This window comes from Luteibacter sp., assembly GCF_035539195.1.
Taxonomy (GTDB): Bacteria; Pseudomonadota; Gammaproteobacteria; order Xanthomonadales; family Rhodanobacteraceae; genus Luteibacter.
Genome location: NZ_DATLIW010000032.1, coordinates 85812 through 99379, shown reverse-complemented (window position 1 = coordinate 99379; position 13568 = coordinate 85812). Strand labels below are relative to the sequence as shown.

At 66.3% G+C, this 13568-nt stretch carries 13 protein-coding genes; 9 read left to right on the top strand and 4 right to left on the bottom strand.

The annotated features are described in order from the left end of the window. The first annotated feature begins 244 nt into the window (after positions 1-244). A complete protein-coding gene (locus tag VM621_RS12710) occupies positions 245-1573 on the top strand; it encodes an APC family permease (RefSeq protein ID WP_325469330.1) in 1329 nt (442 codons plus the stop codon). 125 nt (positions 1574-1698) lie between these two features. Further along, the gene (locus tag VM621_RS12705) at positions 1699-3798 is read left to right on the top strand and encodes a beta-agarase (protein ID WP_325469329.1); all 2100 of its coding nucleotides are present in this window, start codon (positions 1699-1701) and stop codon (positions 3796-3798) included. On the opposite strand, the gene VM621_RS12700 is transcribed toward VM621_RS12705, so the two are convergent. The 4 genes from VM621_RS12700 to VM621_RS12685 all read right to left on the bottom strand — a co-directional run bounded on the left by VM621_RS12700 (position 3781) and on the right by VM621_RS12685 (position 5881). Then, positions 3781-3963, bottom strand: a complete 183-nt coding sequence (locus VM621_RS12700) for a DUF2061 domain-containing protein (protein WP_325469328.1) — start codon at positions 3961-3963, stop codon at positions 3781-3783. The two genes, VM621_RS12705 and VM621_RS12700, sit on opposite strands and share 18 nt — an antisense overlap. A 98-nt stretch (positions 3964-4061) precedes the next feature. Then, positions 4062-4472 (bottom strand): hypothetical protein, encoded by a 411-nt coding sequence (locus tag VM621_RS12695; RefSeq protein WP_325469327.1) that lies wholly within the window; start codon positions 4470-4472, stop codon positions 4062-4064. Between the two features lie 10 nt (positions 4473-4482). Further along, positions 4483-4950: a DUF962 domain-containing protein gene (locus VM621_RS12690; RefSeq protein WP_325469326.1), complete on the bottom strand. Its 468-nt coding sequence runs from the start codon at positions 4948-4950 to the stop codon at positions 4483-4485. Positions 4951-4984: 34 nt separating this feature from the next. Beyond that, positions 4985-5881 carry a phosphoribosylaminoimidazolesuccinocarboxamide synthase gene (locus VM621_RS12685; RefSeq protein ID WP_325469325.1) on the bottom strand — a complete coding sequence of 299 codons (897 nt, stop codon included), beginning with the start codon at positions 5879-5881 and terminating at the stop codon, positions 4985-4987. Positions 5882-6227: 346 nt separating this feature from the next. On the opposite strand from VM621_RS12685, the gene VM621_RS12680 reads away from it, so the two are divergent. The 7 genes from VM621_RS12680 (at position 6228) to VM621_RS12650 (ending at position 13506) form a co-directional block, all read left to right on the top strand. Continuing rightward, on the top strand, positions 6228-6539 hold the full coding sequence (locus VM621_RS12680; RefSeq protein WP_046967895.1) for a c-type cytochrome: 312 nt from the start codon (positions 6228-6230) through the stop codon (positions 6537-6539). After that, positions 6536-7348 (top strand): co-chaperone DjlA, encoded by an 813-nt coding sequence (djlA, locus tag VM621_RS12675; RefSeq protein ID WP_325469324.1) that lies wholly within the window; start codon positions 6536-6538, stop codon positions 7346-7348. Before VM621_RS12680 ends, djlA begins: the two co-directional genes overlap by 4 nt. 328 nt (positions 7349-7676) lie before the next feature. Beyond that, positions 7677-8351 (top strand): ribulose-phosphate 3-epimerase, encoded by a 675-nt coding sequence (gene rpe / locus VM621_RS12670; protein ID WP_325469323.1) that lies wholly within the window; start codon positions 7677-7679, stop codon positions 8349-8351. Positions 8352-8454: 103 nt separating this feature from the next. Further along, positions 8455-9201 carry a hypothetical protein gene (locus VM621_RS12665; RefSeq protein WP_325469322.1) on the top strand — a complete coding sequence of 249 codons (747 nt, stop codon included), beginning with the start codon at positions 8455-8457 and terminating at the stop codon, positions 9199-9201. 40 nt (positions 9202-9241) lie between these two features. Beyond that, complete coding sequence (locus VM621_RS12660) at positions 9242-10018, top strand: SEL1-like repeat protein (protein WP_325469321.1); 777 nt, start codon at positions 9242-9244, stop codon at positions 10016-10018. A gap of 476 nt (positions 10019-10494) precedes the next feature. Then, on the top strand, positions 10495-11184 hold the full coding sequence (pdsR, locus tag VM621_RS12655) for a proteobacterial dedicated sortase system response regulator (RefSeq protein WP_325469320.1): 690 nt from the start codon (positions 10495-10497) through the stop codon (positions 11182-11184). 324 nt (positions 11185-11508) lie between these two features. Next, a complete protein-coding gene (locus tag VM621_RS12650) occupies positions 11509-13506 on the top strand; it encodes an ATP-binding protein (protein WP_325469319.1) in 1998 nt (665 codons plus the stop codon). Positions 13507-13568: the final 62 nt, after the last annotated feature.

The window sequence follows — 13568 nt, the reverse complement described above, 5'->3', positions numbered from 1 at the left end:
TCACTTCATGTGAGAACCACTTCATGTGAGAACACACTCCGTGTGCGGCCCGCGCCATGTGGGAGCCGCTCCGTGTGGGAGCCGCTCCTTGTGGGAGCCGCTTCAGCGGCGATAGGGTGCTCGCCATAATCCCCAATACCCCACTCCGCAGGAATCGCCGGCATAGCCGGCTCCCACACAATGCCGGGCCGGGCTGGCGCGGCCTGGTCGGGACAAATTCTCATCCTTATGGCATCGTCCGGGGATGTCTGCCCCTCAGCCTGCTCACTACCTCCGTCGCCTTGGCATCTGGGATGCCGCGATGATCGTCATTGGCGGTGTCATCGGCGCGGGTATTTTCCGTACGCCGGCCACTGTCGCGCAGCTCACCAGTTCGGGCGGGGAAGTCATCCTGCTCTGGACGCTGGGCGGTCTGCTGACCCTGGCGGGGGTGCTCTGTTACGCCGAGCTAGGTGCGCGACGGCCGCAGGCGGGTGGCACGTACGTCTACCTGCGTGAGGCCTTCGGGCAGCTGCCTGCCTTCCTGTTCGGCTGGACCATGGCGTTGATCAACTACCCGGGCAGCGTGGCCGCTGTGGCGACGACGTTCGCCGACTACGCGTGTCGGGCGATGGGCTTGCCGCACGAGTGGGTCAAACCACTGGCGGTCGGTGCGATCAGCTTCATCGTGGCGGTGAACCTGTTCGGTATCCGTGCCGGTGCCTGGGTGCAGAACATCTTCACCGTGCTCAAGCTCGGTGCCGTCGCCCTGCTGATCGTGGTCGGACTGTTTCTTGCGAAGGGCCATCTCGGCGCCGCCTTCGCGGCCGACCCGACGCATGACGTGCCTGCGAGTACCGTGATCGGTGCCTTGCTTCCGGCGATGTTTGCCTATGGTGGCTTCCACTACCTCAACGACCTGGCCGGCGAAGTGCGCAATCCGCAGCGGACCTTGCCGCGCGCCCTGGGCCTGGGCATGGCCAGCGTGGTCGTGTGCTATGTGCTGGTGAACATCGCCTACATGGCCGGCCTCGGTCATGCCGGACTCGCCGCGAGCACCGCGCCGGCGGCCGACCTCATGCGTCGTGTCTTCGGCGAATCCGGCGCGACGATCATCGCCGTCGGCATTGCGTGCTCGACCTTCGGCTACTGCAGCATCGCCATCGCCGGTGGCGCGCGCGTGCTTCAGGTGATGAGTGCGGACGGCATGTTCTTCAAGCCGATCGCACGCATCGAACCACGTACCGGTGCACCGCAGTTCGCACTCGTCGCATTGGGTGGCTGGGCGATCGTCTTGCTGGTGTCAGGCAGCTTCAATGCGTTGCTCAACTACACGACGGTCGGCGAGTGGTTGTCGCATGCGTTCGGCATCGCGACGATTTTCTGGTATCGCAAGAAATTGAAGTCGGAACCTTCACCGTACCTGGTGCCGGGGTATCCGGTGTTGCCGTTGGTGTTCACGGTGACCGTGTTTTGCGTAATTGCCGCCACGGCGATCACCGAACCGGGCGATGCCGGCATGAGCCTGTTGATTATTGCGGTGGGTGTGCCGGTTTATTACATGTGGCGGAAGCGGCTGGGGCGGGCTGTTTAGAGCATCGCCGCTGAAGCGGCTCCCACACGTCGGTGACGGCTCCCACACGTCGGTGAAGGCTCCCACGCGTCGGTGAAGGCTCCCACGCGTCGGTGACGGCTCCCGCAACGTGGCAATATGGGGGGATGCGCTCACTTCTTCTGCTGTTGTTGGTCGGTGCCACCGTGTCCGCGCAGGCGGCGACGGTGGATCTGGTTCATCCGGATGCGCTGCGTGTGACGCCGAAAGGCGCGACGCTCGATCCCACGCCGCGCAAGGCGGCGGATGGGGGCGACCTTGTCGCCGTCACTTTCCAGCCGTCGCCGTCACCCTCGCTGACGATCGCACCGAAGCAGGGTACGTGGGCCTGGCCGGCGGATGGCGCCATGCGCCTGCGTGTGCAGAACGGCATGCCCTGGCCGGTGACGCTCATCGTCGACATCGCCTCCAACGGCAAGCACACGACGACCACGGTCGGTGTGCCGCCGGGTCCGCCACAGACGTTGTCGGTATCGTTGAAGCCCACGTCGCCGCGTGCGTTCGGCATGCAGGTCGGGCCACCGATGCCGTATGACGAAGGCAAGGAAAAGCGCCTCGTCGCCACAGCAGTGGAAGGCGGCGTCGAGGCGGGCGCCATCACCTCGGTCACCGTGTCGATGCCGCAGCCCGGTGCCGCGCAGACCCTGCTCTTCGGCACGATCCAGACGACGGACAACGGCGACGACCTGCGTCGTGCGTATACCGCCATCGTCGACCGCTATGGCCAGTACACCCGCGCAACGTGGCCGGAGAAGATCGACAGCGACGCCGCGCTCAAGCAGCGCGCGAGCGCCTTGCCCACCGCGGAGAAGGTCAAGGGCCTCGACACGTATGGCGGTCGCACCGACGTGCCTGCCCTGCAGGCCACCGGCTGGTTCCATACCCAGAAGCAGGGCGGGCGCTGGTATCTGGTCACGCCCGAAGGCCACGCCTTCTTCTCGCTCGGCGTCAATGCCGTGAACATGACGGACGGCCGTACCTACGTGCAGGGTCGCGAGTACATGTTCGCCGACCCGGCCGCGGCGAACGGCACGTTCGGCGGTACGTCGGACAGCCGCAGCGATGCCGGTTCGCAGCGCGACAACGGCATGAACCATGGTCGCTGGTGGGACGTCTACGCGAACAACGTCGCGCGGACGCTCGGCGACAACCCCGAAGCCGCATGGCGCAAACGCACGATCGATCGCCTGAAGGCCTGGCGCTTCAACACGCTCGGTAACTGGAGCGATCCCGGTTTCGCGGGCGACCATCGCATCGCCTACGCGGTACCGATCCTCATCCACGGCGACTTCAATACGGTCGGCACCGGCTACGACTATTGGGGCCGCATGCCCGATCCCTTCGATCCGCGCTTCGTCAAGGCGACCGAAGTGGCCGTCGCCGCCGCGACGAAGAACGTGCGCGACGATCCCTGGTTGCTCGGTTACTTTGCGGACAACGAACTGGCGTGGGCAGGGCAGGGACCGCAGGGTCGTTGGGCGCTGGCCGTCGGCAGCCTCGCGCAGGGGCCGGACAGTCCGGCGAAGCAGGCCTTTCTTGCCTACCTGAAGAAGACGCACGGTGACGCAGCCACGTTCGCCAAGGCGTGGGGCGTGGACGCGGGCTCGTGGGAGCAGGTCGCCGCGAAAGGCTTCAAGGCGCCCGACCCGAGCGAGGCGCATCCCGCCGTCGCCGTCGACTACATCGCCTTTCTGAAGCTCTACGCGGGGCAATACTTCCGCACCGTGGCGCAGACGCTGAAGAAGGCCGATCCGCATCATCTCTTCCTCGGCGGCCGCCTCGCCGTGCGTACGCCCGAGACCGAAGAAGCGAGTGCGACGTATGCCGACGTCACCAGCGTCAACACCTACACCGACCTCCCCGAGCACGGCTTCGACGTGGCCGGATTCCGCAAGTTCGACAAGCCGGTGATGATCACCGAATTCCACTTCGGCTCGGCCGACCGTGGGCCTTTCGGCAATGGCGTGGCCGCCGTGGGCAGCGAGGACGAGCGGGGCAAGGCCTACGCGCGCTTCGTCGATGCCGCCGTGGCTTCGGGCGTCATCGTCGGTACGCACTGGTTCCAGTACGTCGACCAGCCGGTGACCGGTCGCATCCTCGATGGGGAGAACGCCCATATCGGGCTGGTCGGCATTACCGACATCCCCTTCCAGGGTTTTACGCGCGCCGTCACCGACGCGAACGCGCGCTCAGGCGGCGGGCGTTAGCTGCAGGCCGTGACGGGTCTCGCGCGCGATGTCGCGGCCGAAGGCGAAGGCCAGCGGCTCGGCAAGGCCGACGATGGTGCTGAACGCCACGTTCTGGTTCACCGCGTAGCTCATCGAAAAGGCGATGCTGAAATGCGTCGCCGCGTACTTGATCTTCCTGGCCATGGCCGGACTCTCCAATAAGAATGACTCTCATTATGGGGACGAGAGCCCCGGAGTCCAACTGATCATTCGGATCGGATCGATAGGGTTGCTCTATCGCCTTAGCGGCGAATCGTCGTGCCCAGGACCATCGCCACAACCATCACCAAGGCGACCGCCATGCAGGCGCTGGTCGGCTTCACCCGCCGGGCGTCGATCCGCGGGACCAGGCGCCAGATGAGAAACGCGCCGATCAGCATGTCCAGCACCAGCGAGGCACGCATCCAGGGCAGGACGAAGATCGACTGCCCCGGTGCCTGGCCGTGCTGGGCGGCGATCACCAGGCCGCCCGTGAGCACTGCGACGAGGGCCCAGATCAGGCTGGCCATGTAGGCCCGGTTGAACACCACCGGGGTCTTCTCGAGGAAGCGTAGGGCACCCCAGACGATCAGGGCAGGGATCACGGCAGCGGCGCTGGAGTAGATCACCCACCAGATAGCGGCGGAGAGGAAGGTCAGGAGAGGTTGGGTCACGTTGCTTCCGTCAGTACGCCGGGCCGAAGCGGCCGAGTGCCTTGCTCATCAGCCATGCCGGTCCGATCAGCAGGTACTGCAGGTCGGTCAGGAACGAGGGCCGGCGACCTTCGATCCTGTGCCCGATGAACTGGCCGATCCAGGCCACCACGAAGACGCCGACCGCCAGCCAGAGCAGGCCGCTGCTACCGATGTTGCGGTAGAGGGAGTCGGTGACCAGGGCCAGTGAAAGAAAGGCACCGGCCATGGCCAGGCCGATCCGCCGCGACAGCCGGTAGTAGTAGAAGCAGAAGGCCAGGAACATCGCGAGTACGGCCCACAGGCCGGGGCGACCGAGCCAGCCCGGCACCGGAACCAGCCAGATCAGGGCGACCACCGTCCAGGTGATGGCCGGCACGCAGACCCAGTGGATCAGGCGATTGGTCGGATTCTGGTGATCGGCCGCGTAGTTGTTGAACCAGGTGGCTGCGTCGCGCATGGTCGTACCCCCGTAAGAACCGTCTGACGAGAGCTTAGTCCAGTCGGATGCCCGCGAGCTTATCCAGCGCCTCGGCGTACTTCGCCGCGGTGCCGTCGATGACGTCCTGGGGAACCTTCGGCGCCGGCGGCGTCTTGTTCCAGCCGATCTGTTCGAGGTAGTCGCGGACGAACTGCTTGTCGTAGCTTGGCGGGCTGATCCCGACCTGGTACTCGTCGGCAGGCCAGAAGCGCGAGGAATCCGGGGTGAGCATCTCGTCCATGATGTGCAGCACGCCGTTTTCGTCGCTGCCGAATTCGAACTTGGTGTCGGCGATGATCACGCCGCGCTCGGCGGCATACGCGGCGGCCCAGGCATAGATCTCGAGCGTGGCCTTGCGCACGGCGTTGGCCATGTCTTCGCCGACGAGGGCGACGACGGCGTCGAAACTGACGTTCTCGTCGTGGTCGCCGACGGCCGCCTTGGTCGACGGGGTGAAGATGGGTTCGGGCAGTTTCGCCGCCTGCTGCAGGCCTTTCGGCAGCGTGATCCCGCAGATGTCGCCGGTGGCCTTATACGACTTCCAGCCCGAGCCGATGATGTAGCCCCGGGCGATGGCTTCGACCGGGACCGGCTTCAGCCGCTTGGTGATCACCGCGCGTCGGGCGTATAGCGCCGGGTCCACGCCGGCCGGCAGCACCGAGGCGACATCTTCGCCGGTGAGATGATTCGGAATGATGTGCGCGGTCTTGCCGAACCAGAAGTTGGATATCTGCGTGAGCATTTCGCCCTTGCCCGGAATCGGGTCGGGCAGCACCACGTCGAACGCCGAGAGCCGGTCCGTCGCCACCATCAGCAGGCGGTTGCCCGGAAGGGCATAGACGTCGCGGACCTTGCCGCGATGGATGAGGTCCAGGCCGGGCAGGTCGGATTGGCTCAGGGTCGTAGGCACGGCGGGGACTCCGGGGTAGGCGGTTCGAGCCGTCTATTGTAACGAGCCGCTGCCTCGTGGGAGCCGATTCATCGGCGATACGGCGGTAGCGGGGAGGGATGTCGCGAGCACCCATCGCCGCTGAAGCGGCTCCCACAGGAACCGCTCGCCGCTGAAATGGCTCCTACAGGAACCCATCGCCGCTGAAATGGCTCCTACAGGAACCCATCGCCGCTGAAGCGGCTCCTACAGGAACCTGTCGCCGCTGAAGTGGCTCCTATGGGAACCGAAGTCCGTACGACCGGGTTACAGGGGTCGTGGCGATTGGCCTGCTAGAATTTACGGTTACTGCCCCCATTGCCCTGCCATGCGAATCCTGACGACCGCGGCGCTTGCCCTGGCCCTATCCGCCCCTGTCCTTGCGACGCCCCCTGCGAAGCCGGCGCGACTCGGGCTGTGCGCGGCGTGCCACGGTGAAGACGGCATGGCGCGGATCCCAGGCGCCCCCAATCTGGCCGGGCAGAAGCTCGACTACCTGCGCGAAGCCCTGCGCCAATACCGCGACGGCCGCCGCGACATCCCCGTGATGCGCGCCGCCACCGGTCCACTCACCGATGCGGAACTGGACCAGCTGGCCCAGTGGTTCTCCGCGCAAACCCCTTCCAGAGCGGCTCCATGAATTTCTTCGCTACGTTCATCGGCCTCTTCGGCGGCTTCTGGCTGACGCACAACCTGCTCGGTGCCCTCATCGGCGGCGCGCTCGGTTTCATGTTCGACGCCAGCCGCCAGCAGAACCAGCGCCGACGCGCACCGGCGCAAGGCGGCTACATCTCGCCGCTGTTCGCGTTGATCGGCGCCGTGGCCAAGGCCGATGGACGCATCTCCGAGGCCGAGATCGCCATTGCCGAACGCCTCATGGCGCGCATGGGCCTGGACCAGGACCAGCGCGCGGTCGCCGTCGGCGCGTTCAACGAAGGCAAGCAGCCGGAGTTCAACGCCGCCGAAGTGATCGACGAACTTCGCCAGTGGGTCGGTCATCGCCGCGACCACGCCTTCCCGGTGATCGACGTGGTGATCGAGACGGTGCTCGCCGAGGGCAACCCGTCGCCCGAGAAGATGGCCATCCTGCGCCAGCTCGCCTTCGCCCTGCGGGTGAGCGACATGGAGCTGATGGCCTTGATGGCGATGAAGGGCTACGCCTGGAACGCCAATGCGGGCGGTCGCTCGTACGGCGGCCAGGGCCGCACCGGCGGTGGCTACGTGCCGCCTCAGCGGAGCACGCTGGGTCCGGACCCGTACGCGGTGCTCGGCATCCAGCGCGACGCCGACGACCGCGCGATCAAGCGTGCCTACCGCAAGCTGATTTCCGAGCACCACCCGGACCGCCTGGGCGACCTGCCGGAGGACATGCGTCGCCGCGCCGAGTCGCGCGCCAGCGAAATCAACGCGGCGTACGAGCGGATCAAGGCGGAGCGCGGCTTCAAATAACGGTCGGGTCCTTGTTTGGCAGGCGCCGACTCGTCGGCGATGGGGTGCTCGCTGTAAACGCATCCGCACTGGAAATGGCCGCCCCACTGGATCACGCTTGGGCAGGCCCCATGTTTTTTCAGGCGCTGGCCCGCTGCCGCGGGATCGCCGATGAATCGGCTCCCACAATGTGCGCATGCCCCTTGGTCCTCTTAGAACCCCTTAGTCCTCGTACGAACTCCTTGGTCCTTCTTAGAACCCCTTAGTCCTCGTACGAACTCTTTAGTCCTCTTAGAACCCCTTAGTCCTCCTGCGAACCCCTTGGTCCTCCTAAGAAACGGTATCGATCATGTCCAAGCAAAGCCCCGTTATCGCCCCGTCCATTCTCTCGGCCGACTTTGCCCGGCTGGGCGAGGACACGCGCAAGGTGCTCGACGCCGGTGCGCAGTGGGTGCATTTCGACGTCATGGACAACCACTACGTGCCCAACCTCACCATCGGCCCGATGGTGCTCAAGGCGCTGCGTGACTACGGCATCACCGAGCACATCGACGTGCACCTCATGGTCAAGCCGGTCGACCGCATCGTGCCCGACTTCGCCAAGGCGGGCGCGCGCAGCATCAGCTTCCATCCGGAAGCGAGCGAGCATGTCGATCGCACCATCCAGCTGATCCAGGGCGAGGGCTGCGAAGCCGGCCTGGTGTTCAACCCGGCCACGCCGCTGTCCTGGCTGGACTTCGTCATGGACAAGATCGACATGGTGCTGATCATGTCGGTGAACCCGGGCTTCGGCGGGCAGAAGTTCATCCCCTCGGCGCTGGAGAAGATCCGCCAGGTGCGCGAGCGCATCGACGCCAGCGGCCGCAAGATCCGCCTGGAAGTGGATGGCGGGGTGGGCCCGGACAATATCGCGGCGATCTCGACGGCCGGCGCCGACACCTTCGTGGCGGGCTCGGCCATCTTCAACGCGCCGGACTACGCCGACGTGATCCGGCGCATGCACGCGGCGATCGACGGCAAGTAATTGCCGATGGCCGCCGGGCCATGAAAAAGATTTCACGAATAAAAAGCGAACTCGGTGGTACGGTATTAGCGACTCGGGGTGGGTCACAGTCGAGGATCTACGTATGAAGACGTTGTCCGTACTGACCCTGGCCGGAGCGCTTGCCGCTACCGCCGTCGCCGCCAACGCGGCCGATCGCCCGGTTCCCCTGCCCAACCAGCAGAAGTCCGTCGCCGACTCCCTGCAGCCGTGCCCGGGCGGCCTCGAGCGCTTCCTCCCCGGCGAGTACTACTTCTGTTCGGCGGCGCAGAACTTCTGGAGCGGGCATCTGGGGCTGGCGCGTGAAAGCCTCAAAGACGCCGCCCGCTGGGCGAGCAAGCCGGCGCAGTACGCGCTCGGCGTGATGTACTTCAATGGCGACCACGCCCAGAAGAACCGCCCGCTGGGCCTTGCCTGGCTGGCGCTCGCCGCCGAACGTCACGACCCCGCCTACGAACCCAGCTTCATCTCCGCCTACCAGCAGGCCACGCCCGAGGAGCTCGCCCAGGCCGACGCCTACTGGAAGGACATGAAGCCGATCTACGCCGATGCCGTGGCCGCCCCGCGTGCCGGACGCCAGTTCGACCGCGCTTACCATGAGCTCGAATGGGCAGCCAACTTCGGCGGCAGCGTCTTCATCGACGGCGTCATCATGCCGCCCAGTGCGGTCGCTTCCGCGGATAACCTGCCGCTACAGAGTGGCTTCAGCGTCGGTCGCTTGCTGCAGGCCCAGAAAGCCATGTACTTCTACGGCTACGACAGCCATGTCTTCGTGGGCGATGCGGAGCTTGTGCCGGTCAGCCAGGTAAATACCCGCAAGTCGGACCATTGACCCCAGGAATGCTCCCGTCGGAGCCGCTTTGGAGAAGCCCATGAAACATCTTCGCACCGCCGCACTCGCTCTGCTTTGCGCCGCTACCGGCGCCGTGTCGGCCACCGATGCCGCCTCCTCGTCGGTGGCGGCCAAGGCCGAGCTCCGCAAGACCATCCAGGGCTGCGCACAAGGCCTGGAGCGACTGCTGCCGGGGGACTACTACTTCTGCGCCGCCGCGCGTGACCTTGGTCACGGCCACAATGCCGCCTCGCGCGAGCGCCTGCGCGATGCGGCGCATTGGGCGAGCAAGCCGGCCCAGTACGCGCTCGGCCTGATGTACTTCAACGGCGACGAGGGTCCGGCCAATCGTCCGCTCGGCCTCGCGTGGCTGGCGATCGCCGACGAACGCCACGATCCGCGCTTCGAAGGTGCCTTCGTCCAGGCGTACACGCAGTCGACGCCCGCCGAACGTGCGCAGGCGAACCAGTACTGGCTGGAGCTGAAGGAAGATTACAGCGATGCCGTCGCCGGCCAGCGCGCACGTCGCCGCTACACCAACGAGATGCGCAACATTGAGGCCGCGTCGCTGTTCGGCGGCTCGGTCTTCATCGACGGGATCACTCCGCCGGATGGCCCTGGCTTCGGTGAGTTCAACAACGGCGAGAGTTCACGTGTCTCCGGATCGCACGGCTTTGCCGTGAACCGGTCGCTGAACAAGGCGGGCGAGGACTTCTTCCGCGGCATGGCCGGCACGGTCACCGTGGGCGAAATCACGCCGACGAATCTCGTGCCGATCGGTCAGGTCGCCGCCCAGCAGCAGAAAACCACCGACTGACGTGCGTTTTCGTTAGAGCGGTTGCCAATCCGGGTCGGGCTCCGCCGCCCCAGCGGCTGGCGCGCTTCCCTGCGCACCAGCCGCGCCAAGGCCTTCCATGGCCGGTTCCACGAAGTCGTCGAAAAGATCCATAAGAGGTCTCCCGTTTCAGTGCATGCCGAACAGGACGCCAAGGACGAGGGCGCCAATGGCCAGGGCCACGCGGAGCGGCTCGAAGTCGCGTTCCAGTTCGGTGTTGTCGGCGTCGGGTTTGGTTTTCATGTTGGCTAGTTGAACTCGGCGGACGGCGGGCGGAGCGTCCGGCTCAGGGCAATCCGCAGGCCGTTTGTGGCAAATCCCGGGCAAACGAAATGTGTAGGCCCGGGCCGGGCAGGGGTGCGAGAAGGGGCAAGACGCGGGCAATCGCCGCCGGGGCCTTGCGGACAGGGCGCCTGCATAGGAACCTGCGCTGGCTAATTCACCTCAACGGAATGCCCATGGCCCGCAGCATCGCCATCGTCGAAGACGAACCCCTCATCCGCGCCAACTATGTCGAAGCGCTCAACCGTTTCGGCTACGAGGCCCGCGGCTACGGCTCACGCGGCGAAGCCTCCATGGCCTTCGCCATGCGTCTGCCGGAACTGGTCATCATCGACATCGGCCTGGGCGACGAGCCGGAGGGCGGCTTCGACCTCTGCCGCGAACTGCGTGCGAAGTCGGCCACGCTGCCGATCATCTTCCTCACCGCGCGCGATTCGGATTTCGACGTCATCTCCGGCCTGCGCCTTGGCGCCGACGACTACCTGTCGAAAGACACCAGCCTGCATCAGCTCGCAGCGCGCATCGCAGCGCTGTTTCGTCGCATCGAATCGCTGAAGACGCCGGCGTCGAGCGAGACGGTGATCGAGCATGGTCCGCTGAAGCTCGAGTCCGAGCGCATGCGCATTCTCTGGAACGGCATCGAGATTCCGCTCACCGTCACCGAGTTCTGGATGGTGCATACGCTGGTGCGTTTTCCCGGGCACGTGAAGAATCGCGACCAGCTGATGCGCGAAGCCGAGTTGGTCGTCGACGACGCGACGATCACCTCGCACATCAAGCGCATCCGCAAGAAGTTCATCGCGCTGGCGCCCGAGTTCGACGCGATCGAGACGGTGCATGGCGTCGGCTACCGCTGGACCTCGTGATGGTCAGGGATGGCTAGGGATGGTTAGGGACCCACCCAAGACGGCCGCCTGCTCCGTGTGGGAGCCGCTTCAGCGGCGATATCCGGAGTGCGGCGACCTGGCCCGCGTGGGAGCTGGCCCGTGTGGGAGCCGGCCCGTGTGGGAGCCGCTTCAGCGGCGATATCTGGGGTGCGGTGAGCTGGCCCGCTGCCGCGGGATCGCCGCTGAAGCGGCTCCCACAAGGTAAAGCCTGCTCCCACAAGGTAAAGCCTGCTCCCAGAAGGTAAAGCCGGTTCCACGGTAAAGCCTGTTCCGACGGTGAAGCTCGTTCCATGAGGTCAAGCATTGAGTCTTCGGCAGAAACTGCTTTTGGTCGCCCTTTGCACGCTGGCCTTGCCTGTGGCCGGGTGGTTGTACGTGCGCCAGATGGAAACGCTGCTGCGCGAAGGGCAGGCGCAGGCGCTGGTCGCCTCCGGGCGCGCGCTCGCGCGCAGCCTGGTCGTCGTCGACGCGCCGTTGCCGCCAGCCGGCAAGGCCTGGTACATCCAGCACACGCCTACCGCCATCACCATGGATGGTTACGCCGATGACTGGGCTTCGCTGAGCCCCTGGGCGCAGAACTTCGGCAAGAACGCCCGGGTGATGCTCGCCGAGGACGATCACTGGCTGTACTTCTACATCGATGTGCGCGCCACCCAGCGCCGGCGGGCCGATGCCGGCGATCGCCTTGCGCTCAATGCCGACCATCTCATCGTTTCCATCGCCAGCGCGGACGACGCGCAGCGCTACCTCATGGCCAGCGCAGCGCCCGGCGCGACCACCGCGATCGCGCTCGACCCCGAGGCCGGCGTGCTGCCCGATCGCATCAACGCGCAGTGGCAGGAAGATGGCAGCGGCTTCCGCGCGGAATTCCGCCTGCCGCGCGGACTGCGGCTCGATCGTCTCGGCATCGGCGTGCATATCGCCGCCGATGGCGACAGCGAACCGCTTACCGCCGAAGCGCGGCCCTTGCTCGACTTCTCCGCACCGCTCTCGCAGGAGCTGGCGCGGCTCGCTCCGGACGGTGTGCGTGTGCGCGTGCTCTCGCCCGATGCCTGGCTGATTGCGCAGAGCGGCAAGCTCGACCTGCCTGACCTTCCGGCGTCCGAGCGTCCGGGCTGGTTCGCCTCGCTGGTGTATCGCTCGCTGCTGGCGACGCGCCTGGACGACGAAGGTGGCTGGACCGAAGACGCGCCGCGCCTGGACCTGCCGGAAGTTCGCGAAGCGCTGCAGGGCAAGCCGGCCACCACCTGGCGTGCCGGCGAAGCGCGCGGCAGCGTGGTGCTCGCCGCCGCCTTGCCGGTCCAGGCCGGCGGCAAGCTGCGTGGCGCGGTGTTGCTCGAGCAACCCAGCCGCGCGGTGCCGCTGCTGGCCAACCGCGCCTTGTTCGGCCTGCTGCTGACGAGTTTCGCCGTGTTACTGATCGCCGGCGGTGTGCTGCTCCTGTTCGCTACACGGCTCACCTTCCGCCTGCGCCGCCTGCGCAATGCAGCGGAGCGCGCGCAGGACAACGATGGCCGTCTGGATGGCCCGTTCCCGCTGATCGACGCCACGGACGAACTGGGCGACCTCGCGCGCAGCTTCGCGCGGCTGTTCGAGGTGGTGGGCGGGTATACGGACTATCTGCGCACGCTGGCCTCCAAGTTGTCGCACGAGCTGAATACGCCGCTGGCGATCGTCAAGTCGTCGCTGGATAACCTCGATCACGCCGGCCTGCCGGCCGAGGCCGAACCGTATCTCGCGCGGGCGAGGGACGGCGTGGCGCGACTGGGCGCGCTGGTTCGCGCGATGAGCGAAGCGAGCCGGATGGAGCGCGCGATCGCCTCGGCCGAAGCGGAAGACGTGAACCTCGCCGATATCGTGCGTGGTTGCGCGGACGGCTATCGCGGCCTGGCCGGCGACCGCACGCTCGAAGCCGTCTTGCCGGCCGGCCCGGTGCCGATGCACGTCTCGCCGGAATTGATCGCGCAGGCCCTGGACAAGCTTTTCGACAACGCCTTGTCGTTCACCCCGGCGGGCGGCTGGCTGCGCATCACGCTCACGCCTACCGCCGAGGGTGCGGACGTGGAACTGGCCAACGAGGGTCCTTCGCTGCCGGCGGCCATGCAGGGCCGCCTGTTCGACTCGCTGGTAAGCCTGCGCGACAAGGCCACGCCGGGCGATGCGCCGCATCTGGGCCTGGGGCTGTACGTGGTCCGGCTGGTCGCCGAGCGCCACCAGGGCAGCGCGAGCGCGCGGAATATCGAGGGCGGCGTAGCGTTTACGCTGCACCTGAAAGGATTGCCAAGGCAGCGCCTGGCGTAAGCGCTACCGTGGGGCCAGCTCTCTGTAGGAGCCGCTTCAGCGGCGAATGGGGTATGCGGCAA

Excerpts from the sequence above, each read along its gene's own strand:
- VM621_RS12710 (WP_325469330.1), top strand. The coding sequence starts at position 245 with ATGTCTGCCCCTCAGCCTGCTCACTACCTCCGTCGCCTTGGCATCTGG.
- VM621_RS12705 (WP_325469329.1), top strand. The coding sequence starts at position 1,699 with ATGCGCTCACTTCTTCTGCTGTTGTTGGTCGGTGCCACCGTGTCCGCG.
- VM621_RS12700 (WP_325469328.1), bottom strand. The coding sequence starts at position 3,963 with ATGGCCAGGAAGATCAAGTACGCGGCGACGCATTTCAGCATCGCCTTT.
- VM621_RS12690 (WP_325469326.1), bottom strand. The coding sequence starts at position 4,950 with ATGCGCGACGCAGCCACCTGGTTCAACAACTACGCGGCCGATCACCAG.
- VM621_RS12680 (WP_046967895.1), top strand. The coding sequence starts at position 6,228 with ATGCGAATCCTGACGACCGCGGCGCTTGCCCTGGCCCTATCCGCCCCT.
- djlA (WP_325469324.1), top strand. The coding sequence starts at position 6,536 with ATGAATTTCTTCGCTACGTTCATCGGCCTCTTCGGCGGCTTCTGGCTG.
- rpe (WP_325469323.1), top strand. The coding sequence starts at position 7,677 with ATGTCCAAGCAAAGCCCCGTTATCGCCCCGTCCATTCTCTCGGCCGAC.
- VM621_RS12665 (WP_325469322.1), top strand. The coding sequence starts at position 8,455 with ATGAAGACGTTGTCCGTACTGACCCTGGCCGGAGCGCTTGCCGCTACC.
- VM621_RS12660 (WP_325469321.1), top strand. The coding sequence starts at position 9,242 with ATGAAACATCTTCGCACCGCCGCACTCGCTCTGCTTTGCGCCGCTACC.
- pdsR (WP_325469320.1), top strand. The coding sequence starts at position 10,495 with ATGGCCCGCAGCATCGCCATCGTCGAAGACGAACCCCTCATCCGCGCC.